Raw genomic sequence first — 25,689 nt, 5'->3', positions numbered from 1 at the left:
GTGAATTAATCCAAATCAGCTGCAAACGGCATACCGTCTTGCGCGCCGAATTTCGTGACTGCCCGGGCTGCAACTTTTGTTGCGAATGCAAGCATTTCAGGAAGTGATTTTTCTTCTGCAATGCTGATGGCAAGCGCACCATTAAACGAGTCACCAGCGCCAGTCGTATCAACAACTTCCACTTTTTCAGCGGGCGTAACGACAAGTTTGCCGTCTTGCAAATGTGCGCTTCCCTGCTCGCCAAGTGTGACGATCAGCGTTTGGTTATACGCGGATTCCCACTCTGTCATAAGTGTTGCGAGTTCATCATTTGTGGTGAACGTGTGCTCAGCAAGCATCGCGAATTCTGTTTCGTTTGGCGTCAAATAGTCAACGAGGTGCAGCAACTCTGCAGGCAATGTTTGCGCAGGTGCTGGATTCAGGATCGTTTTTACATTATGTTTGTTTGCGATTTCCAAGACTCTTTGAACCGTTTCAAGAGGAATTTCGAGTTGCGTTAACAACACGTCCGATTGAGCGATAAGCTGCTCCATTTCTGGAGTGATTTTATCAGGAGTCAGTGTGAAGTTGGCGCCTGGGACAACGACGATACAGTTGTCGTGATTGACGTGGAAAATGTCCGCGATTCCTGTTTTAACGTCTTCGACTTGGTCGATAAACGCCGTGTTCACTTGGTTTCTTTCCATTTGTTCGAGTAAGCTTTTCCCGAATTCGTCTTGCCCGACAGCCCCAATCATTGTGATATCACCGCCTAAGCGTGCAATGCTGACAGCTTGATTGGCGCCTTTACCGCCGGGAAGGTAGTTGACTTCATTGCCTAAAATCGTTTCTCCGATTTGGGGTAAGCGATCTGTTGAGATAATAATATCCATATTTAAACTGCCGACAACGACAATACGTTTCTTCAATTCATCACCTGTTTTCAAGTAGTAGTAGACAGGAATTTCATTTCCATGTGTAACCGATTACACATTTCTAGGATAGCATAGAGAGTTTGGTTGGGGCAATGATTTTCCGCAAGGAGTTGGAAGATTTTTTGAGTAGTCAATTAAATTGAGGCGTTTAGGGGGTGTGCGACACATTGTCGTCGTTGACCGACACTTGGAATGTGTTCTTGATCACTAAGTGCACTTTACCAATCAACTCTTTGTATTTCTTTGTCACTTAGCGGAATTTCTCGATAATGAGACACAATTCTACGCTGTTGGGGGATGGGCTAGCTCTCTGGGAGGAGCAGCGTCAGCGTTGTCCGACATATTCAGAGGATTGTCCTTCACTGCAAAAGATTTCTCCTTCATTCAAATGGGTTTCTCGATCACTCACGGATATTTCTCCGACACTTAGCGGAATTTCTCGATATCGGCACACAATTCAACGGATTTAAGGGATTAATTGGCAGCACTTCGCGCGTTGAGGGATGGGCTAGTTCACTGGGAGAAGCTGCTCTGCGTTGTCCGACATATTCAGAGGATTGTCCTTCACTGCAAGAGATTTCTCCTTCACTCAAGCAAATTTCTCCATCACTCCCAGACATTTCTCCGACACTTAGCGGAGTTTCTCGATAACAGCACACAATTCAATTGCATTAAGGGATTAATCGGCAGCGCTTCGCGCGTTGAGGGACTGGCTGCATCGCTGCGAAGTGGAATCGGACACTTGGTGCATGGGATCGGCCAGATGCCGGGAAGAATCAGCCACTCACCAACAGGAATCGGACATATCCCGCTCGCAATCGGCCACTCAAGCGAATTAATCAGCCACCCGACCCACAACCCTCCCGCAAGAATCCGCCCACCTCCTAATGCAGACGCCCCTTCCTCCTCTTTCAACTTGCATATACTGCAGAGTACACCGAGGAGGCAAGGATTATGCAGTGGATTATGATACTTTTCCTAGGCATCGCTGCCAACTTAGATAATTTGGGGATTGGATTGGCGTATGGCATTCAAAAGACGAAGATCCCCCTTCGCTCGAACGTTGCCATTGCGCTCGTATCTATGATAGTTACGTATTTCGCAATGGTCACAGGTGACAGATTGTCGACCTATATATCCGTCGGGTCTGCTGATCTTATAGGTGGTTTGTTGCTATGTGGTATTGGGATTTGGATGTTGCTCCAGCCAAAGCCTGTACAACCGAATCCATTTGAAAATCCCACGGTTGCAGACATTGACGGTGACCGGATTATTTCCATTCGCGAAGCGCTCCCTCTTGGCTTTTTGCTATCCGCAAATTGTTTGGCGGCGGGATTCGGAATGGGCGTTAGCGGCAGCTCCATGCTTGGCACGATTTCCTCGGTCGGATTCTTTTCATTGATCACAATTGGCGCCAGCCATCGATTCGGATTCCTTCTTGCACGTACGTGGATTGGCAAGTATCCGGCTGGAATTGCTGGCGGATTGCTTATCGTGATCGGTTTAGTCGAGGTCCTGTTTTAACGCTGCATCCCCCAATCGAGTAGGAGGGAGTGATTAACTCCCGACCTCTCACACCACCGTACGTACCGTTCGGTATACGGCGGTTCAATTAAGATTGATGACGCAAAGTTTCGTAACGAAATACTAGACTTTTGAGCCCTTGGGAACTCCAGTAGGAGTTCCCGAGGGTTCTGTGTAGTACGGGACTTTTAGAAATTCTCCAATAGCCTTTGCGAGAGTTCCCCCATTCATAAGCTTTCTCTTTTGGAGCGCCTAATCCAATGAGTTTTCTCACTTTGGTACGGGGTTTCTTCCAATCTTTCCACATACACATGCGTAACCTTCTTCTAATCCACGAATCAAATGCAGCGAATATGCTTGGCGTATCTGCCAAGGCAAAATATCCACACCATCCCATCAAATATTGGTTAAGTTTCTTAATCCGATACTCTAATGGATAAGGTTTCTTTCTAGATGTAATCTCCCGAATTTTAATCTTCATGCGCTTGATACTTTGATTGGCAATTCGAACCTTCGGGACTTTACCATTGGTAAAGCTAAATCCAAGAAATTTCCTCTTCCACGGACGGTCTACTTTGGACTTGTTCATATTCACTTTCAACTTCAGTTTTCCTTCGATAAATGAAGTGACAGAATCCATCACTCGATGTCCCGCCTTCTTTGTTTTCACATAGATATTGCAGTCATCAGCATAGCGGACAAATAAATGACCTCTTCTCTCCAATTCTGCGTCTAGTTCGTCTAGTACTATATTGGAAAGTAAGGGACTAAGAGGACCCCCTTGCGGTGTCCCTTCTTCACTATTCGTTACCACGCCATTTATCATGATGCCCGACTTCAAATACTTTCGGATTAACTTCAGTAGGCGTTTATCTTTGATTCGTTTCGCCAGTGTTCCCAGGAGTCGATCATGGTTCACTTTGTCAAAGAATTTCTCCAAGTCTATATCGACTACCCATCGGTTACCTTCTGTTATATAGCCTTTCGCTTTTCTTACCGCGCCATGGGCGCTCCGATTTGGACGAAAACCATAGCTATGGTCTGAAAACGTTGAGTCATATAACGAAGTGAGTCTCTGGGCAATCGCTTGTTGAATGAGCCGGTCTAGCACGGTAGGGATGCCTAATAGACGCACGCCACCGTCAGGTTTCGGGATTTCGACCCTGCGGACTGGTTGCGGTTCATAGGTTCCCTCTAACAGTTCCATTTTCATGGACTCCCAATGCTTCACGATATGCGCTCGTAGGTTTTGTACGGGCATTCCATCCACACCGTGGCTACCTTTGTTGCGTTCCACCCGTTTCAAGGCGGAAAGTAGATTTTCCCGTGATAGTATCTGCTCCATCAACATTCGTCACGCCTCTTTCCGTGAACAACGGTTCTTCTTATGCCAGTTCTGCTCCACCATCTCGAAGTCCCTAGTGGAATTCACCACTTCCTCCTCCAAGCATGCCTTATCGGTTATCTGTGTCACCGCAGTTTACTGAATGCCAAGATGTTGTTCTTTCTCAATTGTTCAGCCCTTCCCACTCCTCTCGAGTCAGAGTGGTACTATGGCTTCTGCTGACTTCTGACTGTTCAGCTATCCATCACTGGATAGGTTATCAAGTGTACTTGACATATCAGTCAGACCTCCCCAGGTAAGAACGTAGTCTTTCCCTCCATCTATCTGCTTCATTTACTCTGCACACCCTTCGGCAGAAAGGACTTTGTTTTGTTTGGCAAACTCATCCAGTTGCGCCTAGCCTTATATGAAGTTCGTGTTCCTCAGACCGGAGGTTTGCCGCTCGCTTCCTTCAGATTCCGCGTCACCACGGACACCCTTGCGTTAAGCTAACTGTTACTTCTGCCTTCACAGTTCGGGACTTACACCCTATAGACTACGCCCATGCTGGGCGCACCACAAAAAGCTCGTACCCTCTTCCGCGAGAAGGGTACGAGCTTTTGCGGCGTTCACTTATGACTGCCCGTTCAAAACATCTTCAAATACAAGTCCAATGAATGTTTTCCCGATATACTCCATCGAGCGCTCATCGACATCGAACATTGGATGATGATGCGGGTACACCGCTTGAATTTCAGGATTTCGTCCGCCGGCAATGAAGAACGAACCCTTTACCGCTTTCTGGTAGTAGGCAAAGTCTTCACTGCCCATCATCGGCGGGCCGTAACTCACTTTATCGTCACCGAAGATCTTCGTTGCGACATCTTTCACACGCGCAGTTTCTTCGGAGTCGTTCCAAATTGAAGGGCAGTCACTGATGTAATCCAACTTATAGTCTGCACCTGCTGCTTCACATGTGGATTTCACGATTTGCTTCAACGCGCCTTCAATCATTTCACGAACTTCTTCGTTATACGTGCGGACAGTTCCTTTGATAATCGCTTGGTTTGGAATAACATTATGCCCTTCACCGCTATGCAGCGAACCGACTGTGACAGCCGCTGCTTGCTGCGGACTTACACGGCGGCTCACAATTTGCTGCAAGTTGACGACGAGCTGACTCGCCGTCACAAGTGCGTCAACTGTTTCATGCGGTGATGCTCCGTGTCCGCCTTTACCCATCACTTCAATCGTAAAATCATCTTGCGCTGAAGAGGAATACCCTTCCATTACTTGCACTGTCCCAACAGGTTCAGTCGACATGACATGCGCGCCGTAAATAACGTCAACGCCTTCCAAACAGCCATCCTTGACCATGAGATCCGCGCCACCTGGCGTCGTTTCTTCAGCGAATTGATGCACAAAAACAACTGTCCCTGCGATTTGTTCTCGTACCTCTGAAAGCACCTTGGCAACACCAAGCAGCGACGCCGTATGTAAATCATGGCCGCATGCATGCATCACGCCAGGCACTTTTGATTTGTATTCCACTTCTTTTTCATCTTGTATTGGCAGTGCGTCGAAATCAGCTCGCAGCGCAATCGTTCTGCCCGGCTTTCCTCCGACTAACGTGCCAACGACACCGCGGCCGCCTACGCCTTCTCGCACGTCGATACCGAGTTTACGCAAGTATTCAGCGACCATTTTCGGTGTTTCTACTTCTTCATTGGACAACTCAGGATGCTGGTGCAAATGACGGCGGATTTCCACCTGTTCCGAGTATAGTCCGTCGTACCGTTCGAATAATTGATTCAGCAAAATAATTCCTCCTTAGTAGTTACGCAGGCCAGACAAACACATGCGCAATCGTTACAAAAATGGCTCCAAGTACAAATTGAATTAAAATTAACGGCCACACCCACTTGAACCATTTAGCAAATGAAATTCCCGCCATTGCGAGCGCTGCAAGCAGTAAACCGCTTGTCGGAGTGATAATATTCGTCAAACCGTCCCCCATCTGGAAAGCAAGCACCGATGTTTGCCGGCTTACACCTAATAAGTCTGAAAGCGGCGCCATGATCGGCATACTGAGTGCTGCTTGACCACTTCCGGAAGTTACGATGATATTGAGCAGACATTGCATAATATACATTCCGATTGCCCCTAAACTGGATGGCAATTGCGACACAACACTTGAAACGGCATATAAAATCGTATCGATTGTGCTGCTTTCCTGCAAAATCACTAATGCGCCATACGCAAATCCAACAACTAATGCGCCCACTACCAATTCTTCACATCCACGAACAAATGACATCGCCGTTCCGTTAATGCCTTTGCCGTTCACAAGACCGATGATCAGCGCCATGATTAAGAACAGCGCGGAAATCTCAGTAATGTACCATTCGAATTTGATCACACCAAATCCAAGAGCAATAAGTGTTGCGACTAAAATGATGAGAGTGGTGATTTGCTTTCCAGTCAAGGAATGTTCTTTCATCAAATCCACGCGAATATTGCGCTTTTTATCCTCCTCATACATGATACTCGCCTTTGGATCCCTCTTCACTTTACGCGCATAGCGAAGGACATACAAAATAGCGACCGCCATATAGATGAACCAAAAGATGACCCGCAATCCCATGCCAGAAAAGATCGGGACTTCAGCAATCCCCTGTGCGACTCCAATCGTGAATGGATTCATAAAAGCGGCCGTGAAACCTGATGCCACGCCAACTAACACCATTCCAGTTCCGACCAGCGAGTCAAAGCCCATCATAATCGCAAGCGGAATCATGATAAGAATGAAAGGCAGAGACTCTTCAAACATCCCAATCGCTGCTCCCGCTACTCCGAAGAACAGCATTACAATCGGAATCAGATACATCTCTTTCCCTTCCAGCTTGGAAGAGATGCTCCCGAATGCCCCTTCAATCGCATTCGATTCTCTGAAAACGTTAAATGCACCGCCTACGATGAATATGAAAAAGATGATGGGTGCACTCTGCACCATCCCTTTATGCACAGCTTCAAATACAGGCAGAATCCCTGCAGGTTCAGCGTCAATTCGATGATAAGAACCGTCTACCACATACGATTTGCCATCATCGTTTACAGCCCGATCATATTCTCCCGCAGGAATTAAGTACGTAGCGATTGCCATGATGATGATAACTGTAAATAAAATAACGAATGGATGCGGTGCTTCCATTCGCCACTTCTTCTTTGAAATACCCGTCTTCTCTGACATCCATTCTTCCCCCTGCCGTTATCTTTTTAAAGAATCCCTTGGAACAGTCCTCTGCAAACCTCCTTTTGATTCATATGCAAAATAATGTATGTACATCTACTAGCAATCCAATTGCAGTTCACCCGTAATTAGATTTCATATACACTACTACAGTGTATTCTTCCAGTCAACTAAAATTCTGTTTCTTTTTAAAAGAATCTAACTATACGAGTATATGTATATTAATTCAAAGTGAGAGCTGCATCTCAAGTTTACTTATCTTTCCGTTTCTGTTTGCAGCAAAGAGATCAGGGTTAATTCAGTCATCATAAGAATTAGAAAAACCCCGAATTCATCTTTTAAAAAAGACAAATCCGAGGTGAAATCAGTTGCGTTTCCAGATGGTTATTCATCCAAATCGTTTAAGTGCCTCAAGCGTTTTGTTGCGCTGCTCCATTAACTTTGAATTTTCCAGCAAACGGTATGTCAGCACATCCAAGTAAAACAAACTTGAAATTTGGGTGTTGATAAACTTTTCATCATCGACAAATACATGGTTTGCAACCAGCACCACTTCATCTGCAAGTGCAGTCAGCTCCTCGGCATCATTTGTTGTAATGACAATGACCCGTGCTCCGCAATCTTTCGCCTGTCGAGTAGCGTCTAACACGCTTTGCGTTTTCCCAGTGTACGAAAAGCACATATACACGTCTTCTTCCACGAGCAATGCACTTTTCATAACCATCGCATGCGCGTCCGTAATCGCAGTTGAATCGATTCCCATCCGCTCAATTCTGCTATTGAATTCTTTTGCAATCAAACCCGAATTCCCAATACCGCAAAACAGAACACGCTTTGCGTGAATTAGATCATTTGCAATGCGCTCCGTCTGGCCTGTGTCCATGAATTGCTGAGTGGACGCAATAATGGACTGATAATAACTGGCTACACACTCCACTTCTTCATCATTCACACGTTTTTCGGTGCGCGCTGCAAGTAACGCGTATTTCATCTGCTGGAAACTGGCAAACCGAATTTTTTTGCAAAAGCGGGTGATACTAGAAGGCGAAACGTCAATCTCTTCAGCCAGATCCGTAATCGATTTTTGAGCAATATTTTTTTCGTTCAGTAAATGTTCCGCGATTTTACGATCGTTCTCGGTGAACTCCGCGCTGTGCTTTTGCAGGCGATTTTCAAAATCCATAATTATAGTCCTTTCTCATTTCAGCTTTTCCAACATCATAGCATAGCCTAAAACTGCATACGCAAACTATAAAATAAGTCCATTTTTACATTGACAATCCTGAAAGCGTTTGCTATTCTGATAAAAATATTTCCAGGAGGTGTATTTACAATGAAAAACTTTTTCGGTAAAGCTCAACAGTTCGGGAAATCGTTCATGCTGCCAATCGCGATTCTGCCTGCCGCTGGTTTGCTGTTAGGAATCGGGGGAGCACTATCCAATCCCAATACAATCAGTTCTTATCCAATCTTAGATCAGTCTTTCTTACAAGCACTGTTTACTATAATGAGCAGCGCGGGCAGTATTGTCTTCGCCAATCTTCCAATCATCTTTGCAGTCGGAATTGCAATCGGCCTCGCCCGTTCCGATAAAGGGACCGCTGCGCTGGCAGCTCTTGTCGGCTACTTAGTCATGAACGCAACGATCAATGCGATCTTATCCATCACCGATACACTTGCTGCCGACAATCTTTCGGCTGTCGGACAAGGAAATGCGTTAGGCATTCAAACGCTCGAGATGGGTGTATTCGGCGGTATTGTTGTCGGAATCATGGCCGGTATGCTGCACAATCGATTCAACAAAATTGAGCTGCCTCAGTATTTAGGATTCTTCGGCGGCTCGCGTTTCATTCCGATTGTGACAGCATTTTCATCCATTATTCTCGGAGCAATCATGTATCTCATATGGCCGCTTTTCCAAAATCTAATTGCAGAGGCTGGGAACTTGGTCAATGCGACAGGTGTCATCGGAACATTCTTGTATGGATTTATCCTTCGTATGCTTGGACCTTTCGGATTGCACCACATTTTCTACTTGCCATTTTGGCAAACCGGTTTGGGAGGATCCCTGGAAATCGGCGGTCAGCTTGTTCAAGGTACACAGAACATTTTCTTTGCACAATTAAGTGACCCGACCACAGAACGATTCTTTGAAGGCACTTCCCGCTTCATGTCCGGCCGTTTCATTACGATGATGTTCGGTCTTCTCGGAGCGGCCCTTGCGATTTATCACACAGCAAAGCCAGAACACAAAAAGGTCGTCGGCGGTCTCATGCTTTCGGCTGCGCTGACTTCATTCTTAACAGGAATTACAGAACCGCTTGAATTCTCATTCCTATTCATTGCACCAGCACTATACGTGGTCCACGCCGTATTTGACGGATTGGCGTTCATGCTGGCTGACATTTTCAATATTACAATCGGTCAGACGTTCTCAGGCGGATTCATCGATTTCATGCTCTTCGGTGTATTGCAAGGGGAAGCGAAGACGAATTGGATGTATGTGATCCCAATCGGAATCGTTTGGTTCTTCTTGTACTACTTCACATTCAAGTTCATGATTCGCAAATTCAACTTTAAAACACCCGGACGGGAAGATGAAAAAGCGGTTGAACCTGCTGACGGTCAATCATCTATCGACCCTCAAGCGAGCCGTCCTCATACAATTATCGATGCGTTTGGAGGAAAAGAGAATATTCTTGACCTGGATAACTGCGCAACTCGTCTGCGGGTTACAGTAATAGATCCGGAACTCGTAAAGAAAGAAGTTTTCCCATTGACAGGCAGTAAAGGCGTCATTATGAATGGTACCGGTGTCCAAGTGGTATATGGTCCTCAAGTATCTGTTATAAAGAACGAAGTAGAAGAACTTTTAGAGCAATAAGGAGGAAATCTCATGCATTTACCATCAGACTTAATCGTCTCATGCCAAGCACTCGAAGACGAGCCGCTGCATTCGTCTTTCATCATGAGTAAACTCGCACTTGCTGCCTATCAAGGCGGCGCAAAAGGGATTCGCGCGAATTCGAAAGAAGATATAACAGCGATTAAACAAGAAGTGTCCCTTCCTGTGATTGGAATTGTGAAACGGAACTATCCGGGATCGGATGTCTACATTACAGCAACTCGTATTGAAGCAGATGAACTGCTCGCAAGCGGCTGTGAAGTGATTGCGATGGACGCCACTCTTGCGAAGCGTCCGGCGGAATCCCTTGAAGAGCTCGTTCACTACGTTCGTTCGGCTGCACCTCACGTCGAACTCATGGCGGACATTGCAACTGTGGAAGAAGCCGTTCGCGCAGAACAGCTCGGCTTCGATTACATCGGAACGACCTTACATGGCTACACGGCCAATACGGTTGGGAAAAAAGTGTATCATGACGACTTTTCGTTCTTAAAAGAAGTATTGAGCTCCGTAACTGCACCCGTTATTGCAGAAGGCAATATTGCAACACCTGAAATGCTTAAACGGGTGTTTGAACTTGGTGTATACGCTGCGGTTGTCGGCGGTGCAATTACACGTCCGCGAGACATCACCCGTACGTTTGCCAATGAACTGCAAAATGCTCGTACCAATTCCCGTTGAAACATGGTTCATACGACAAACCCCCTTCAAAACTCTTGAAGGGGGTTTGTTGTATTCATTTTAACTGCAGCTTACTCTGGATCGCTTTCCACATCACTTCATATCCAGCGCTCGTTGGATGAGGACTCTTTGTTTCCATCAAGTCTTCATAAGACGTTTCCGGATGCTGCGCCAAGAATTCACTTAACGCATCGTAATGCGATACAAACATATATCCATTTTCGCTGCTGATTCGTTTTAAAAGATTATTAATACTTTCAGGCGAGAATTGATAATGTGCGATCTGCTGCGTAGAAGGCGGCGGTGCCATGACAACCATCAGCTTCGAACGCTTGTCTGCTTCAGATAAAAGCTTGCGAATCGTTTGTTCATACTGATTGAGGTCCCCAATGAGACGGTCGTTCGTGCCAAGCATCACAAAGACCACATCTTCTTTGGATGAAACCAGCTTGTCTATCCGCTCCAGTGACCACTGAGCCGTTTTCCCGCTAATGCCCGCATTGAAGAAATCGACTTGTCCGAACTCTGGACGTTCCACATATGCACGGAATCGATTTGCCCACGTATCTGCCAGCTTAGATGATTCCCGATAGGTCGCTTGCCCGTCTTGTAAAATCACGCGTCCATCTGCCGGGATTGTATAGCCATTTCCGCCAGCCCCGGCAGTAATACTATCACCGATCAATTTGATAGACTTCACGTTTCCACTTTTCAATTGATTCGCAAGCGCGCTGTACGTCTTAGGCATCGACTCCGTCAACTTGTCCATTTCTGAACGATAGACAAGAACTGCAAATTCTCCGCGTTTCAGCAAATCATCCGTTCCAAATCGAGTTTCTGATTTCCCTTTTGTGATCCCATTAGCAATCAATCCAGCCACAGCTTCTGCATAACGGCTATTGACGTCACGGAAGCCAATACGAGAGACATCTCCTGTTAAATTATACGCTTCGGCATGGCTGAGCATCAGCGCCATTTCACCACGTTTTATCGAATCCGTAAATCCGAAGTGCGAATCGCTTTTCCCGCGTATGATTCCTGCATGCTTCAAAGCATTGACAGCCTGTTCTGCACGTGCAGGAACATCTAAAAATCCGCGGGATTCTGCAGAGTTCATCGGCAGTTCCAATGCATTTGCCAATATGACAGCTGCACTTCCTCTCGTAATCGGGTCACCCGTACCAAAAAGTGTTGGTGAAATTCCATTCGTATAGTTTTTTTCCGTTAAATAAGTGACGGCTTCTTTATACGCCGGCGATACATCCCTGAAACCATCCGCCTCAACAATGACTGGTGATATGAAGGATATGGTCAACATCAAAACGATCAGTACCGCCCATTTGCGATATGTTTTTGCTTCTCTCTTCAATTCATTTCCCCCTGTTGCAAGTAGTTAAGTTCGCTGTATTTTATATCGACTCATTTTTTAAAGTTTGAATGATAAGGGAACCAAAAGCTTTTTCAAAATATCTATGATATCACTGTTGAAAACAGATTTCATTAACTATTCGGTCATTAATTACAAAGTCTTACATTTGTCTTCATAAATAAATTCATTAAGATAAAAAAAGCCTTTAAATTAAACAGATATAGTTCCTTTGGACTGTATACTTTTTCTTTTTTTCTAGATAAGATAGTCTTATCATACAGTGGAGGTTGAACACGATGAGTTGGTCTGTTCTCGGTATTTTTGTCCTTCTAGTCACTTGGGGATTTACAAAGTCAATCACATTAGGAATCGTGCTGCTGCTGACATGCTGCGCACTTTATTTAGGCTACACGTTTATAAGAAGTCATACGAAACAACTCGGAAATTCAAACGGTACCCAGCGTTCCTCACGCCAAGATTTTTTAGCCGGCGAACTGAAGCGACTTAAGGACTTGCGTGAATCAGGTCTGCTAACCGAAGACGAGCTCACTGTTCAAAATAGACTCCTGACTTGCAGCAAACAGAATACTTACATACAATCCTGAACCGGGTTTCTAACAAGTAAACCAGCCATCACTATCGCGGCTGGTTTTTTATGTTCAGGACGCAAAAAAACGGACTCTAAACACAAGAATCCGCATGTTAAAGCTTCTTACTGTCACAACAAACTTTCCAAAGCCTGTTTAACCGTTGCATAATACTTCATCCCCGCAAAATCCATGCCTGAATTGACGATCTTCTGTGCAAGTTCCGGCCGCAGTCCTGTCGTATAGAAATCGATCCCCATCAAACTAAGTGCATCTTCAATTTGATGGAGCGACCGGACTACATGATCATCTACTGAAACGAGCCCGGAGAAATCTGCAATTGCGCACTCCACATCCATCTCTGCAATTTTTGGCAGAACATTATTCATAATTGCATAGGAGCGGTCGTCGGTAATTTCACCGATGAACGGAATGACGACAATTCCATCTTGTAAAGGAACAATCGGTGCTGATAATTGCGCGAGTTCGTGTTCCGTTTCGGAACGATAGAGCTCCGATAGCCGTTCAAATGCATAATAGGTTTCATTGAGGCTAATATCCAGCATCGTGTTTACTTGTTTGTTGACTTGTGCGAACTCTTTTAAAGAAAGTCCAGCTTCTTCGCTGATTTCAACTAGAACATTTGAAAACACGATGCGTGTCGGCGGATAGCGATCTACAATCACAGAGATTTTGCCGCCTATTTCTGTCTGCATAGCTGCGTTGCTGCGGCTCCACTTCATAAGCGCTTCAGGAATTTCAAATTGGTCAACTCGCAATGATTCCCCTAGTGATTTCCAAAGTTCCTTGTACATGAGCAGCGCCTGCTGTTGTTCAGCTTCAGGCACTTCACTTGGTATCTGGTCGACAACCCTCTTAACGATTGTAGCCGCCAGCTCATCCGTATGTTTTGCTATATAGTTAATAAATTGGTCGAATGACTGCATTCATGATCACACTCCATTAATTTCCTATATTCCATTATACAGTATGCAGTTAGAGGTGACCATTAATCATATAAGGGGTATATAAAGAGCCCCCTTGATACACACTTTACAGCCTGCGTTTTCAACATTAAAACAGTCCCTACTGAATGTCTCTATTACGGTAGCCGACCTTTCCTGCACTGAGCAATCCACCAGCAATTACGAACAAACTCCCCTCCGCCATCCAGTTCATCCTTTCAATCGGCCATTCCGGGACTTGGCACAAACTGCCTAATTATAATGTTATACAAGAATTGTCGCTATAAATGCCATAACGAGCATCAGCATCGGTAAAAACTGTTCTGCATTTGGTCGGATCCAAGTCGAATTTTGCAATCAGCTCATCTCTTCGCTTTGTGTTCACACGTCCTTGCAGACTCGCAAACAAGTCAATGACTTCCCCGCCCGTCAAATTTGGCCATAAGTTCACATCCCCCGGGACGTATGCGATTCTTTCATGGATCGCAACAGCATCCGTCCAGACATCTTGACCGAAAATCATGGCCGTCCCTGCATCCCTTTTCAATAACCCCAGCAGCACTCGGATCGTCGTCGATTTCCCAGCACCGTTCGGACCGATGAACCCGAAAACTTCTCCTTTTCTCACTTCGAAGTCTACGCCGTCAAGCGCTTTAAACGTTCCAAACGTCTTCGTCAATCCTTTTACGTCAAGTATCGCCATCCCCATTCCCCCTATTCCGGTAGTTGAATATTCAGTCTCCCCTTATATCTATCAATATACCACTAGAGAACGAAGCAAACCCAGCCGATCGAGTCGACTGGATTTGTTTTGTTCAGTATATGTTTGGAAAGGACGGCTATTTTCAAAAAGATACATTCGCAAAGACAGCAGCTTTCACAGCGACCTCTAAAACAAGTACCGTTGACTGGAACTTATTGAGCATAATCACCCGTATAATTAATAAGGGAGACTTCCATGACTCCTTCAATATCATTCAACTTCTTCATGAACGAAGTGTTATCGTCCCGTAAACTCAGCTCCAATGTCAGCTCTGTATAACCTTTCCGAACATTCTTGGATTTCAATGATGTCGTCATTTTCCTTAACTCATTCCGCAACGGATCTGCCGCTTCTTCTGTATGACGAATGATTAATAAGTACGCATGCTTATGAACTTTCCGTTTAGAAAGGACAGCGAGGACGGCGCCGATGAAAAGAGACCCTATAATCGCCAGCGGATACATCTTTGCACCTGAAGCGATGCCTGCAGAAATCGCCCAAAACATATAGACAATATCAAGCGGATCTTTCACCGCGGTCCGGAACCGGACAATACTCAATGCTCCTACCATCCCTAAAGACAGAACGATGTTCGTGCTGATGGTCATAATGATCATCGCGGTGATCAGCGTCATCAGCACAAATGACACATTATAATTATAGCTGTAGACAACCCCTCTAAAGTAACGGCGGTAGATCCAGAAGATGAATATCCCAATGGCAAACGCACAAGTAAAACCGAAAAGCATATCGATGTAGGAGACACTTCTAAATGCCTCTAAGTTAATAACACTTTTCTTTATAACATTATCAAAAGTAATTAAATCATTCATCCCCGGTCACCTCACTCTTTGAAATGAAGCATTCCTGCTTCTTTGCAAATGACAAACTTTGAAATAGCGGATCTGACGAATTGGTTCACCTCCACTAACTGTTGAATTTGAGTCGGCAAGTATTCGTCATACTTCACTTCAAGTACCGTTTCTTCAACTGGGAGCACTTCTTCCAGAATCAAACTGTCACTGAAAACATCTGTCGTATTCACACCCGCTGCCAGCCGCTTATCAAACGTAATCCTTACGTTTCCCGGGCCGTAAATGTACGCTTCCCTCTCATAATCAGTAATCGCGGACGGCCGGAAGTTCCGATAAGCCAGTGCTCGATGGAATTCATCAATGAGCGGATAGCCTGTCCCGCGAAGCGAGTCATACTCTCCTTTCAGAATCTCTTCATATTGACGAAGTGTCAGCGGAGCAGACTCCTTATTCACATAGATTCCATACTTGTTTTTCCGTTCCAGATTAATCACGTCTTTACTTCCGTTGTATACTCGGATTCTATATTTTTCACGGCTGAAAATCCCGTCATTTTTATCGTGAAGCGAGTGGGCATGCATGCCGTCGAAATACAGACTTCTAATGGAATACCCGCTCTCGGATAGTGAATGTCTGTCCAGCTCTAACATGGCAGAAGTTTTGGCGCGCAATGATAAATACTCATGGATATGAAGGTAAAATTTGAGTTCGTTCCTTAACTTCTTATTTTGAAAGGTCATCACTCATTCACCTCCAGCTGAAGTGCACCATAGTAGAAGTTTTCCTCTTCGTCCATATACAAGTCGAAAGAAGTTTGCGTATTTCCTTTAGCATCTCTGGCAAATACACGCCAATAATAGAAACCGTCTGCCGGGCGCTTCATCTCGAATCGATTGGAGACCAACCCCTTTTCCGTATGGATTACTTCCGTAAAAAGTGGATCTTTTGCGACTTCCACATCATAAAACAAATCATCCTTCTGTAAGTCGAAGGAGAGCTGCCACTGGAACGATATGACGTCTTTTTCGATTACAGGCGGATCCATATAAAACGGTTTCGGTTTCTCTAAGTCTTCCAAATAACGCTTCATCGAGTTTTCAGGAACAGATGCGAGCTGCTTCAATTCCGTACCATACAACTTAGATTCATCCGGTAAAAACTGCATGTCCGGATTACTCATCACAAACGGTTCCACTTTTTTCTCATACGCATGAACGCGCTTCGTGATTTGCTCAGAATTAATGGTCTGCTGCAGTTCTTCCAACTTTGCAGTTAACTGATCAACATGTGTTTGCGTCTGGAAATACCGTCTATGTAAAACAGATCCCCAGTAGTTACTAATACCAGCCTGATAGGGCCGAATAACTTTCTCTCTGCGCTGCAGTTCCCATGCGCCATCGTAATCCCAAGGGAGGAGGTACCACTTTTCGGAGTTCAAAGGGGAATATAGATAGAAATTGTTCGCGTCCGTATCCATGTTGTCCATAAGAATATTCACAGCGGTCCATGTCAAAAAATTGTCTAAATCGAAATGCTTCTCCATGACTTCTTCTATTGGAATGTGTGTGTTATTCACATCTTCCAGCATCTTCAATAGTTTTTCGTGGTCTTTTCTTCCTTTCACTTCCAAAATACTTTCAAATGCCTGCTCATCATAGGTCGGATCGTCTATCAATTTAAGCTGATCCGGATACTGAAGAAATTCAAAAAATGTCACTTTATATAAGTACCCATTCGGGTCCAGTAAATGTGATTTCAAAAATTGCTTATTCGGTTGTTCGATATGGGTGTACAGACCGTAGTCTTCATACGTTTCCGTTTGGGTTTTGGCGGTCTTATCATTGACATACAAATGGACGAACTGGGTGCGCAAACTTGTTAGATCATCGACGTCTTCCATTACGTCAAAGCTCAACTTATTCCGGATTCTGGAGAAGTCTCCAATATGCTTGTTCAAGTTCAGCACTCTTTGATCATTCCATACACCCGCTTTATCAAAGAGCTTAATTTTATAAGACTTCTGGGAATCCCCTCTCGCCGAATTCCCTCTAAGTCTGATTTTCGCATTCGGTTCATCGTCCCCCGCTCCGAACATACCGGAGCGCGGGCCTTCACCATCTTCTTCCCCCTCAGCCATCGTGATCGATAATGACGCAGTGGAATATCGATCGGTCAGCCGGTTAAGTCCATACCAGTCCACTGAGCTTTTGTCTGGATGTTCATCTGGCCATATGGTGATATACAATGCTTTTACAGAGTCATCGACGTCACGTTCGTATAGCCGCTTATCCTCTTTAAGGGATGAAGAGACAATCGAAGCATCTTCTTTTGCAGCATTGGGCGTAGCTGATTCAAACGTCTTAGCTTGTTTTGCGGGAGTGCATCCGCTTAGAATGACTAGCGCAAGGATCGAAAGCTTGGCTCCGATAGCCTTCCATTTTAAGGACGGATTCTTTTTCTTTTTATGAAGTTTTTGTTCTCCCGATGACCGTGAAGAGAACGTATAATAACTAATATTTTTCAGTACATAAAGGACGCGGGCGAACACGGCGGCAAGTGTCACGAATGACGCGACGAACATACCGAGACCGTCCAGCGAGTTCAGCATCGTCATCTGGGTAAAGACAGTGATTGTGACGACATACAGCAAACTTAACCAGAACACACCTTTGACATCGTCAAAGTACATAAGCGCATGCAGCATGACAAACATGAGAATGAAAAAGTAGAATCCTAAAACGAGAATGATATAGACATCCAGCTGCTCCATCGTAAAGCCCATCTTCGGAAAAACGAATAATCCGATTGCTACAGCGAGTGCAGAGAACATGATTTGCACTTCCGCTAGAAAGCTGAGACCTGACAGCAGCGACTGCTGCATCTCTTTTTTGGCTTTATGCAGTCTTTTATAGGAAGCTCCCATGGTAACCCCTCGATAGTAGAGCCGGAACTTTTCATAGAAAGACGTTTCCACTGTAATGACGAACAATACAAGAGTAGGTACGACGGAGAAGTACGCATAAAATACAGGTACATCATAGTACGGATAAAGCCGAAATACGTTTGCAACGACTAATGCATCTTCACGGGTCCAATAGACAAAGTTCTGAAGGTAGATGCCTGCATAGACAAAAATTCCTGAGAAAAATAAGAGGCTGTACCATTTCCCATTCGCAAGAAATGCGAAATAGTGCTTTTCGTCATTTCTTGAGAAGAAATGAATGAAGTGGGTCATTGTCAAAAAGAGAATGACGGAAAACCCAACTGCATTCCCAGCCATGACTGCTTCCAATGGCGGAAGCAGATTGCTGAAAACAAGCAGCCAGCCTGTAAGCAGCGCTGTTAATATTCCATATGCAAAGTGCCGGAAGATGCGGAAGTAATCTTTCAAAGCGGATAGGAAGATATTTTGAATCCATATAAGAAGCATTTGGAGAAACAGCAGATACGCCGTGAATTTATAGACAAACGAAGCTTCAGCATTCATCAAAAACACAATACCGATCAAAGCCCCTAGAGGCATCACAATGAGGACTGCTCCATAAAAGGAATCCAATAGATTTTCGTACTTTTTCTCAAACAGCTGATCCGCCAAGTACCTTGTCAGAATAATGCTGATGCCGCTGGTCAGAATGATTGAAAAGATAAAGATGTACGTCATCGTGACAATGAACAGTTCTACTTCTGCATACGCGGCATCGCCGTATCGCATAATCGCTTTCATCGTGAAGACAAGAAGAATACTCAGAAGCATAGGGCCAACCGTCAGGATCGTTGAAAAGGCATATCCTTTCGTATTTTGAATGAGTCCTTCTTCTTTTAACAATCGCCTCAATTCAAATCCAATTCCCGCCATCTTCAGTCACCTCCGATGGTTTCATAGAGGCCGCGGTACCCTTCTATGAATGTTTCTTTGCGATAATCCCGTGACACGCGCTGATAGCCATTCTCCCCCATCACGGTCCGCATCTTCGGGTTTTCACACAGTTTCAAAATAGCTTTCGCAATCTGTTCTGTATGCATGACAGCTGTCACAATACCTGCTGGTCCAAAGTCATCCGATTCCTTGCCTTCCATAAGCTCTTTGCAGCTGCCTACGTTCGTGACAACAAATGGTTTTTTCGCAGCCATCCCTTCCAAAATCGCAAGCGGCTGACCTTCACTAATACTTGTCAGCAGTAAGATATCCAATTTCGGCAGCCATTCTTGTATTGAAACCATTCCAGTAAAATGCACCCCCTGAACTTGAAGCGCTTGGCAAAGGGACAAACACTCATCGTAATATTCAGGGTTTTCATCTAACGGTCCCATAATATAAAGGTGGGCATTGTGTAATTCTTTTTCTACGATCGCAAAGCTTTGAATCATCGTTTTAATATCTTTGATCGGCACAACACGGACAATTGCTCCGATACGAATCACATCCGAATCGGGTTTAACAGCCGCAATCACTGAACTCAACGACTCGATCCCATTTGGAATGACGTCGATCTTTTCAGGAGCACACCCTAGTTCAATTTCAATTTCTCTGTTCCGCTCAAACAGTGTAATGACTTGGTCCGCAAACGTATAAGCCGCTGCTGAAAGTGTATAGAAGTAATTAATCCAGAGATCTTTAAAATGGCCTTCCACCCATCCTGCCTTAATAATTTCCTCTTCCCGTTCCCTTGAGTAAATTCCATGTTCCGTCAGCAAAAGAGGTTTACCGTATAAATATTTTGCCAGCGCTCCGATCACTCCTGCGTATCCAGTGGACACCGCATGATAGACATCCGCTTCCGGCAGCTCAGTTCGGGCTGCCAGCAGCAATGGTAAAATCATCGAGTTGATCGTCCAGAATAATTCTGTGAATGGGACAGTTGGATATGAGTCTCTCGCGATTTCTTCGATGATGTCGAAGTAATCTTTACTGGAGAGAAAATCCATAGGGGACTTGAATTTATCTGACCGGAGTAATTTGAAAAGGTTTTCCCACTGCAAGGTGCGTTCCCCTCTTAAAAATTCGGATAATGTTTCAAATTCCTGTTCTGATAACGAGTACCGCTGCCCCCACTTACTTTTGCCGCCCCGGTGCGCATCCAGGAAAAATTCATGCACTTCGATGATGTTGGGAGGCAATGCACATTTGAACTTTCCTTTTTGCGCCTCTTCTGCACCGATTGCGAAAATGATGAAGTCGTGCTCCGGCATCTCTGAAACCAAACTCGTCATCCAGCTGGAAACTCCTCCTGCAACGTAAGGAAAAGAACCTTCGGCGATTAAGCATATCCGCATATTAAAGACCTCCCAATATAATTTCAAAGGGGGCCGGCCCCACTTTGACTAAATAGGTCTGACTGTCGATCTTTTCAATTTCACACGCTTTCGTCCGCTTCACTTTCTTCTCTGTCCGCAATATGAAATATTGTTCATTCAACGTGCTTTCAACAGTTCCTGAAACCCCATTCCCCTTCACGTCAACAGCGATTTCACTGCTGAGCGAAGAAGCGGCTTCCAGTCCTGCTTCCGTTGAAGTAAACTTACGCAGCCACGGGTAGGTTTTCCAGACACGCTCTATGTCCGTTTTGAAAAGTTCATACGTTTCATGCCACGTCTGATTATTGGAGCGGTCTTGACTAATGACATCGTCGGGATGTATGAACTTGGAATACACTCCAAGCGATGTAATCGCATTCGCTTCCGCCCACCTGTCAAACTCCCTTTCACCATACCCGGAAGAAATTCGCGGCATTTCAATCACATTGTCTTGCGCCACTTCAAATTCTTGTACATATGCGTTTCCAGTTGAATCCTCTGAATATAATGAAGAAATTACAGTGAGATCCGGCCATACTCTTTTCAGTTCAGACCTTCCTTCTTCCGAAAGAACATTGGATGGGGGAACATATGAAGTAAGCCGATAGTTCGGAAACGCACTTCTTGCATAGGAAACTGCTTCTTGAATGGACTGCCCCATCTCCTTTTGAGAGTTCCAAGCCCGATATCCGAATTCATCCGCTTGCGCCTGATCAGTCGTCAATGACTGATGATTGTAACCATGAAGCCCCAATTCCCCTCCGCTCTTAATAATTTCCCTGCCATAAGCAATCACATTCGGCCGGTCCGCATCAGGCGGAGATTCAAACGGCGCTTCCACATCATCTGTATACGTTTCTATCAAAACCCCGGTATAAGTGATGCCAAAACGTTCAGCAGCAGATAACATATCCGGCCACCAAATCTCTTTATAAAAACTGCTTAACTCTCGTTTGTATTCTTCATAGATCACCGGATTCGTCCCTTTTGCTACAGGGGACGGAAAATCATCTATAAAAAAGACTTTGGAATTGAAAATTGGATAGACAAATACAGGTTCAACAAGACTTACAGCCCCTGCAATCAAACCCCGATTCACTTTCTCAGATAACATCGTGCCATTTAAGACCATGATTTCCCCTTGGCCTAAAGCAACTTTCCATAAGAGCGGTGTACGGTCATGACTTTCTATGAGCAATTCCGCACTATCATCCAAAGCAACCGAAAGCGAAGCGTTCTGGATGAAATCACCTCCCGTATCCAGCCCCTCTTCTCCAATCAATACATTCTGAATCAGGTGAATGCCTTTTGTATCGAAATGGCCGTCATAAGAGGAAATCCCCATTTTCCGGTAAAAAAGCTGGAACTCCGTATCAGGGTTCAGCGTATTTAAAAACAGCCAATATCCGCCATCCTGGATGAATGACTTAATCGGATTGGCGCCGCCTCCAAATCCCAAACTGTCTGCGGTATACAGGACAGTATGACACTCTTGCAGTTGAGTGCCCGTGCCATCCAACGCAATGACTTCAATTTGCTTCTTCATATACTGAAGCGTTTTCAAGCTATTTTCCTTAATCGCCAAACTTTCCTCATCATCGGGGTCATACGCTACGCAGTAAAGCGGAGATTTCTCCTTCTCTTCGATTTCTTTCTGAATTCCATCATGCAGAACTAACTCTCTCATGCCCAATAACTCATGATTATGTCTCGACTTCAAAACAAACTGCGAACGGGCGACTTGAAGAATGATACCGGCAAGCAGTACTGCTGTAACCGCAATATACAAGCTTTTTGTGACTTTAGGAGACATCAGCCTCTTCCCCTTTCGCCCAATATCGGATTACAGACAATCCCTGATTTGTAAGTACCGCCTCGCTCTTCTTCAACTCCAGGATGACTTGCTGCAACCGGCTGTAAGCACGCATTTTGACGTACAGTTTAATAAGGAACAGATAAGGTTCTTCCCGGCCGGGAGCATACGCCTGATATGCAAGCCCTGTTTGCTCAGCTTCACTGTATTGTTCCGTCACCATTTCAGCTTCCATCTTTTCTTCAAATGACTGGTTTTTCTCTGTAGAAGAATGGTCGAGAATACTGCTGTGGATTGCAATACTCTCAAGCAATGCCGCACGCAGTGTCCCCGGATCTAAATAGCCGCTGGCCGCATAGTTTTTCAAAACCATTGCATACGATCTGGCAGTCTCTAAATCTCGCGGGTTTTCATTGTAGGCTGCAGACAGCTCTTGCAGCGCAATTGACAGCTTGCGTTTAATCTCCGTTATCGCACTCACTGCGTAGTGACTCGTTTCCGTATCCTCATTCTGAACCGCCAAATGGAGGGATTGTATATATTGCAGCGAGTCCTCTTTTAAAATATCAATCATGACCCTTCTCCTAGTGAAATGGTCATTCACCATTAACGCTTCCTGAATAGGAATCACTTTGAGTTCATCAAACTTAATGATGGAATCCACATCATCCACGCCGCTGGCTGTAATATCCGCATCCAATTGTTCCATATGTTCTTTGAGGCGTTCATCGTTATCGCGTCTTGTGATTATTTCAGCAAGCACAAAGAGCAGACCGATTGGAGGTAAAATGACCGCTGCGATAACGTACACGTAAACACGTTCCTTGAGTCTCTTTTTCAAAATAATGATGACTGCGGCAGTTACGAACAAATAGATGAAATAGGCGAGGACTAGTTCCATAGAAGTTCCTCGCCTCTGACAATCGAGGCGCCGATCCGGTTTCTGGAAAGTCTGCTAATCACGTGTTCTCCATCTTTTTCAGAGGAACTTGAGAGCAATAAGAGCATGCGGCCGTTCTCTTGTAAATATAAGTAATCCTGGTCTCTAAGCAACGGACTGATTTGAGTTGCCAGGGCAGCAGGATTTTCTGTTACGTCATTACACTCTAAGAGCAGATAAGGCAAGTGTCCCTTCTCGCGCGCCAGCTGTTTACTTGCCATAATTTCTTGGAATGCACCTTCTTGGAGAATCTTTGTACCTGACACATAACGGGTTTTCTCTTTCAGCTCAGTTAACGTATACGCTCTGGACAATGCAGATTCTGTCATTTCAACAGCCACTTTGAACAGATTTTCGTGATAGAGTGAAAAACTGTCCGCGTCCATATCGTCAATGACTAATAGGGCGAACAAGTGGCCATTATGCCGTAACGGTGCAGCCATCATCGGTTCACCTTCTGCTAGTTTACGGTTGACAAAAAGAGGTGCGCCGCCAAGAATTGACTGGATATATGAGTGCTCATCCGAGCGGATTGACTTAACGTCACCTGATTCCAATTGTCCGATCTGTGCAGTGAGTCTTAAATACGTCTGATTTTCATTGAAACGGTATAGCGAAACCCGTTTTGCACCCATAACGGATTGAATGACCGATACGGTACTTAAAAACACATTCTCCGGCTCTGACCCGTCCAGCTGTTTACTGATGCTATGGACTATTCCGAAACTGTCTCCGCTGTTTTTTATACGAGTTTGCAGTTCCTCTTTTACGTCGCGCATATCATTGAATACGAGCTTTAAAGAACGATAACTCGCTTCTAAATCAGTTAATGATTTCTTCTGATCGTCAATGACACGGATTTTCCGCTCCACCGCGTACCCTACAGCAAGTCCGACGAAGAGGAAGATGACAGATTCCAAAAAGAAACTAGAGTCATATAGCAACGACACCGTATCTCCGCCCCCCGCAAGCTTCCCGACAATGAGAACCCCTACAGAAAGCGACGCAGCAATGATCGATTGCCGTTTCCCGTAAATCACACCCATAATTGTGATGTACAATATGGCACCAATTGTAAGCAGCTCTCCTGTACTGTCAAAGGTAGAAAAATAGAGGCCGATCAGCAGCAAGAAGAGAGCGATGTTTTCAATATAAGGAACGGTTCGCTTCCACGCACTTTTTTTCGAATCTTTGCCACCCCTTGCCGCAATCACCGGCTGAGCTGCTCTTTTTTGAGCAGCCTCATAGGTCAAGGCCAGACCCTCCTGCATACTATAGATCGGCGACCAGTCCAGTTCGTTTTTCAATTTTCCGTTTGCTAAACAAGAACTTCGGATATCCCCTTCCCGCGGTTCATCGAACGTCACTTCAATGCTTTCCTGGAAGGATTCCAACATACCAATCACGTCCAAAATGCTCGTTTCTGTTTCGGATGAAAGATTATAGACCCCTGAAAAGGAGTCTGCGCACAACGAACGATAAATGGCATCTGCTAAATCCTTTACAAATATGAAATCACGCGTCTGCAGTCCATCTCCAAAAACAGTAAGCGGTTCTCCTGATAACACCTTCTCTATAAATTTAGGGATGACACTTCCATCCCCTTCGCCGCGTTGACGAGGTCCGTATACATTTGAGAATCGGAAGGAAACTGTCTCCAGGCCATAAAGGTCGCTCCATTGCTTGCAATAGTATTCTCCAAGCCATTTACTGATGCCGTAGGGGGAAATCGGATTACCGCCAAGTTCCTCTCTCAACGGCATCTGGGTACTTTCCCCATATACCGCTGCTGAAGACGCAAATATGAATTTCTTCACGTGATATTTCTGAGCCAGTGTCAGCATGTTCACCAGTCCAATGATGTTCGTTTCTGCATCGTGGCGGGGGTTTTCCACTGATTTCCTAACACTCACCTGAGCAGCCAGATGGACAACCGCATCAAATTTTTCGGAGCGGAATATGTTCTCACATTCCCGATCCCCAGCGGCCATTCGATATCCCTTATGACGAAAACCAACATTCTCCGACATCCCAGTTGACATATTGTCGATGATGAAAACTTCATCCCCTTCCTTATGCAGCCGATCTGCCAGATGAGAGCCTATGAACCCATAACCTCCTGTGATAAGCACTTTCATGCAGACATCTCCTTCCTATTCGATTGTATAGACCTTTTCTCCCACCGCCACTTTTAAATAGTTCATCATAACTGTTTCGTAAACCTAATTACTTACGATGTTTCCAAGTTTTATATCCCAATTCACAATACATAGTATATAGTGACTACATATTACACAATATAACCTAATATTGCAAATAGTATTTTTAATTTAATGCGAGTTGTTAAATGACTTTATGCCCTTTTACATTGTGTTTCATCAAATGTGTCCATGTCTTATTATCCAGACATAGTAATTCTTTTTCACCAATGCGATTAGCTGCACGAGCTTTTGAAATAATAACTCCGATAAATGCTATTGACATGTATTGATTAAGACATTTAATTTCTTGTCGGTTTTTCTCTGATTTCAGGCAAAAAAAAAC

17 protein-coding genes and 2 pseudogenes are annotated in these 25,689 nt (G+C 44.8%); 4 read left to right on the top strand and 15 right to left on the bottom strand.

The window, feature by feature from the left end; translation table 11 throughout:
• Positions 1 to 5: 5 nt before the first annotated feature.
• Positions 6 to 908: a ribokinase gene (gene rbsK, locus PGH26_RS02475; RefSeq protein WP_323692452.1), complete on the bottom strand. Its 903-nt coding sequence runs from the start codon at positions 906 to 908 to the stop codon at positions 6 to 8.
• Positions 909 to 1,853: 945 nt separating this feature from the next.
• On the opposite strand from rbsK, the pseudogene PGH26_RS02470 reads away from it, so the two are divergent.
• A pseudogene (locus tag PGH26_RS02470) lies at positions 1,854 to 2,438 on the top strand (manganese efflux pump); the annotation flags it as partial.
• Between the two features lie 88 nt (positions 2,439 to 2,526).
• On the opposite strand, the gene ltrA reads toward PGH26_RS02470, so the two are convergent.
• The 4 genes from ltrA to PGH26_RS02450 all read right to left on the bottom strand — a co-directional run bounded on the left by ltrA (position 2,527) and on the right by PGH26_RS02450 (position 8,195).
• Positions 2,527 to 3,789 carry a group II intron reverse transcriptase/maturase gene (gene ltrA / locus PGH26_RS02465; RefSeq protein ID WP_323692451.1) on the bottom strand — a complete coding sequence of 421 codons (1,263 nt, stop codon included), beginning with the start codon at positions 3,787 to 3,789 and terminating at the stop codon, positions 2,527 to 2,529.
• A gap of 606 nt (positions 3,790 to 4,395) precedes the next feature.
• Positions 4,396 to 5,580 carry an amidohydrolase gene (locus PGH26_RS02460; RefSeq protein WP_323692450.1) on the bottom strand — a complete coding sequence of 395 codons (1,185 nt, stop codon included), beginning with the start codon at positions 5,578 to 5,580 and terminating at the stop codon, positions 4,396 to 4,398.
• A gap of 19 nt (positions 5,581 to 5,599) precedes the next feature.
• Entirely contained in the window at positions 5,600 to 7,012 is a 1,413-nt protein-coding gene (locus tag PGH26_RS02455; protein WP_323692449.1) for a YfcC family protein, read from the bottom strand.
• Positions 7,013 to 7,400: 388 nt separating this feature from the next.
• Positions 7,401 to 8,195: a MurR/RpiR family transcriptional regulator gene (locus PGH26_RS02450; protein WP_323692448.1), complete on the bottom strand. Its 795-nt coding sequence runs from the start codon at positions 8,193 to 8,195 to the stop codon at positions 7,401 to 7,403.
• Positions 8,196 to 8,345: 150 nt separating this feature from the next.
• On the opposite strand from PGH26_RS02450, the gene PGH26_RS02445 reads away from it, so the two are divergent.
• Positions 8,346 to 9,896 carry a maltose/glucose-specific PTS transporter subunit IIC gene (locus PGH26_RS02445; RefSeq protein WP_323692447.1) on the top strand — a complete coding sequence of 517 codons (1,551 nt, stop codon included), beginning with the start codon at positions 8,346 to 8,348 and terminating at the stop codon, positions 9,894 to 9,896.
• Between the two features lie 12 nt (positions 9,897 to 9,908).
• Positions 9,909 to 10,598, top strand: coding sequence for an N-acetylmannosamine-6-phosphate 2-epimerase (locus tag PGH26_RS02440; RefSeq protein WP_323692446.1), 690 nt, complete (start codon positions 9,909 to 9,911; stop codon positions 10,596 to 10,598).
• 55 nt (positions 10,599 to 10,653) lie between these two features.
• Here PGH26_RS02440 and PGH26_RS02435 read toward each other — a convergent pair whose 3' ends face one another.
• Positions 10,654 to 11,967: an S-layer homology domain-containing protein gene (locus tag PGH26_RS02435; protein ID WP_323692445.1), complete on the bottom strand. Its 1,314-nt coding sequence runs from the start codon at positions 11,965 to 11,967 to the stop codon at positions 10,654 to 10,656.
• 296 nt (positions 11,968 to 12,263) lie between these two features.
• Here PGH26_RS02435 and PGH26_RS02430 point away from each other — a divergent pair, with 296 nt between their 5' ends.
• Entirely contained in the window at positions 12,264 to 12,572 is a 309-nt protein-coding gene (locus PGH26_RS02430; protein WP_323692444.1) for a hypothetical protein, read from the top strand.
• A gap of 113 nt (positions 12,573 to 12,685) precedes the next feature.
• Here PGH26_RS02430 and PGH26_RS02425 read toward each other — a convergent pair whose 3' ends face one another.
• The 9 genes and pseudogenes from PGH26_RS02425 to PGH26_RS02385 all read right to left on the bottom strand — a co-directional run bounded on the left by PGH26_RS02425 (position 12,686) and on the right by PGH26_RS02385 (position 25,283).
• On the bottom strand, positions 12,686 to 13,501 hold the full coding sequence (locus PGH26_RS02425; RefSeq protein WP_323692443.1) for an STAS domain-containing protein: 816 nt from the start codon (positions 13,499 to 13,501) through the stop codon (positions 12,686 to 12,688).
• Positions 13,502 to 13,838: 337 nt separating this feature from the next.
• Positions 13,839 to 14,222, bottom strand: a pseudogene (locus PGH26_RS02420) (ATP-binding cassette domain-containing protein); the annotation flags it as partial.
• A 212-nt stretch (positions 14,223 to 14,434) separates the two neighbouring features.
• Complete coding sequence (locus PGH26_RS02415; protein WP_323692442.1) at positions 14,435 to 15,115, bottom strand: DUF4956 domain-containing protein; 681 nt, start codon at positions 15,113 to 15,115, stop codon at positions 14,435 to 14,437.
• Between the two features lie 11 nt (positions 15,116 to 15,126).
• Positions 15,127 to 15,837, bottom strand: a complete 711-nt coding sequence (locus tag PGH26_RS02410) for a polyphosphate polymerase domain-containing protein (protein WP_323693450.1) — start codon at positions 15,835 to 15,837, stop codon at positions 15,127 to 15,129.
• Positions 15,837 to 18,953: an exopolysaccharide Pel transporter PelG gene (gene pelG / locus PGH26_RS02405; protein ID WP_323692441.1), complete on the bottom strand. Its 3,117-nt coding sequence runs from the start codon at positions 18,951 to 18,953 to the stop codon at positions 15,837 to 15,839. The genes PGH26_RS02410 and pelG overlap by 1 nt, the downstream gene beginning before the upstream one ends.
• 2 nt (positions 18,954 to 18,955) lie before the next feature.
• The gene (pelF, locus tag PGH26_RS02400; protein ID WP_323692440.1) at positions 18,956 to 20,371 is read right to left on the bottom strand and encodes a GT4 family glycosyltransferase PelF; all 1,416 of its coding nucleotides are present in this window, start codon (positions 20,369 to 20,371) and stop codon (positions 18,956 to 18,958) included.
• 1 nt (position 20,372) lies between these two features.
• A complete protein-coding gene (locus PGH26_RS02395) occupies positions 20,373 to 22,205 on the bottom strand; it encodes a DUF2194 domain-containing protein (RefSeq protein WP_323692439.1) in 1,833 nt (610 codons plus the stop codon).
• The gene (locus PGH26_RS02390) at positions 22,195 to 23,106 is read right to left on the bottom strand and encodes a hypothetical protein (RefSeq protein WP_323692438.1); all 912 of its coding nucleotides are present in this window, start codon (positions 23,104 to 23,106) and stop codon (positions 22,195 to 22,197) included. The genes PGH26_RS02395 and PGH26_RS02390 overlap by 11 nt, the downstream gene beginning before the upstream one ends.
• Entirely contained in the window at positions 23,097 to 25,283 is a 2,187-nt protein-coding gene (locus tag PGH26_RS02385; protein WP_323692437.1) for an NAD-dependent epimerase/dehydratase family protein, read from the bottom strand. Before PGH26_RS02385 ends, PGH26_RS02390 begins: the two co-directional genes overlap by 10 nt.
• Positions 25,284 to 25,689: the final 406 nt, after the last annotated feature.

The organism is Sporosarcina jeotgali (genome assembly GCF_033304595.1).
GTDB lineage: Bacteria > Bacillota > Bacilli > Bacillales_A > Planococcaceae > Sporosarcina > Sporosarcina jeotgali.
The sequence above is the reverse complement of the archived record's forward strand: the minus strand, read 5'-3'. Positions and strand labels throughout refer to the sequence as shown.

Bases quoted from the DNA above. Each gene is read 5' to 3' on its own strand.
- PGH26_RS02425 (WP_323692443.1), bottom strand. From the start codon at position 13,501: ATGCAGTCATTCGACCAATTTATTAACTATATAGCAAAACATACGGAT.
- PGH26_RS02385 (WP_323692437.1), bottom strand. From the start codon at position 25,283: ATGAAAGTGCTTATCACAGGAGGTTATGGGTTCATAGGCTCTCATCTG.
- PGH26_RS02450 (WP_323692448.1), bottom strand. From the start codon at position 8,195: ATGGATTTTGAAAATCGCCTGCAAAAGCACAGCGCGGAGTTCACCGAG.
- PGH26_RS02410 (WP_323693450.1), bottom strand. From the start codon at position 15,837: ATGACCTTTCAAAATAAGAAGTTAAGGAACGAACTCAAATTTTACCTT.
- ltrA (WP_323692451.1), bottom strand. From the start codon at position 3,789: ATGTTGATGGAGCAGATACTATCACGGGAAAATCTACTTTCCGCCTTG.
- PGH26_RS02455 (WP_323692449.1), bottom strand. From the start codon at position 7,012: ATGTCAGAGAAGACGGGTATTTCAAAGAAGAAGTGGCGAATGGAAGCA.
- PGH26_RS02415 (WP_323692442.1), bottom strand. From the start codon at position 15,115: ATGAATGATTTAATTACTTTTGATAATGTTATAAAGAAAAGTGTTATT.
- PGH26_RS02440 (WP_323692446.1), top strand. From the start codon at position 9,909: ATGCATTTACCATCAGACTTAATCGTCTCATGCCAAGCACTCGAAGAC.
- PGH26_RS02445 (WP_323692447.1), top strand. From the start codon at position 8,346: ATGAAAAACTTTTTCGGTAAAGCTCAACAGTTCGGGAAATCGTTCATG.
- PGH26_RS02390 (WP_323692438.1), bottom strand. From the start codon at position 23,106: ATGGAACTAGTCCTCGCCTATTTCATCTATTTGTTCGTAACTGCCGCA.
- PGH26_RS02395 (WP_323692439.1), bottom strand. From the start codon at position 22,205: ATGTCTCCTAAAGTCACAAAAAGCTTGTATATTGCGGTTACAGCAGTA.
- pelF (WP_323692440.1), bottom strand. From the start codon at position 20,371: ATGCGGATATGCTTAATCGCCGAAGGTTCTTTTCCTTACGTTGCAGGA.
- pelG (WP_323692441.1), bottom strand. From the start codon at position 18,953: ATGGCGGGAATTGGATTTGAATTGAGGCGATTGTTAAAAGAAGAAGGA.
- PGH26_RS02430 (WP_323692444.1), top strand. From the start codon at position 12,264: ATGAGTTGGTCTGTTCTCGGTATTTTTGTCCTTCTAGTCACTTGGGGA.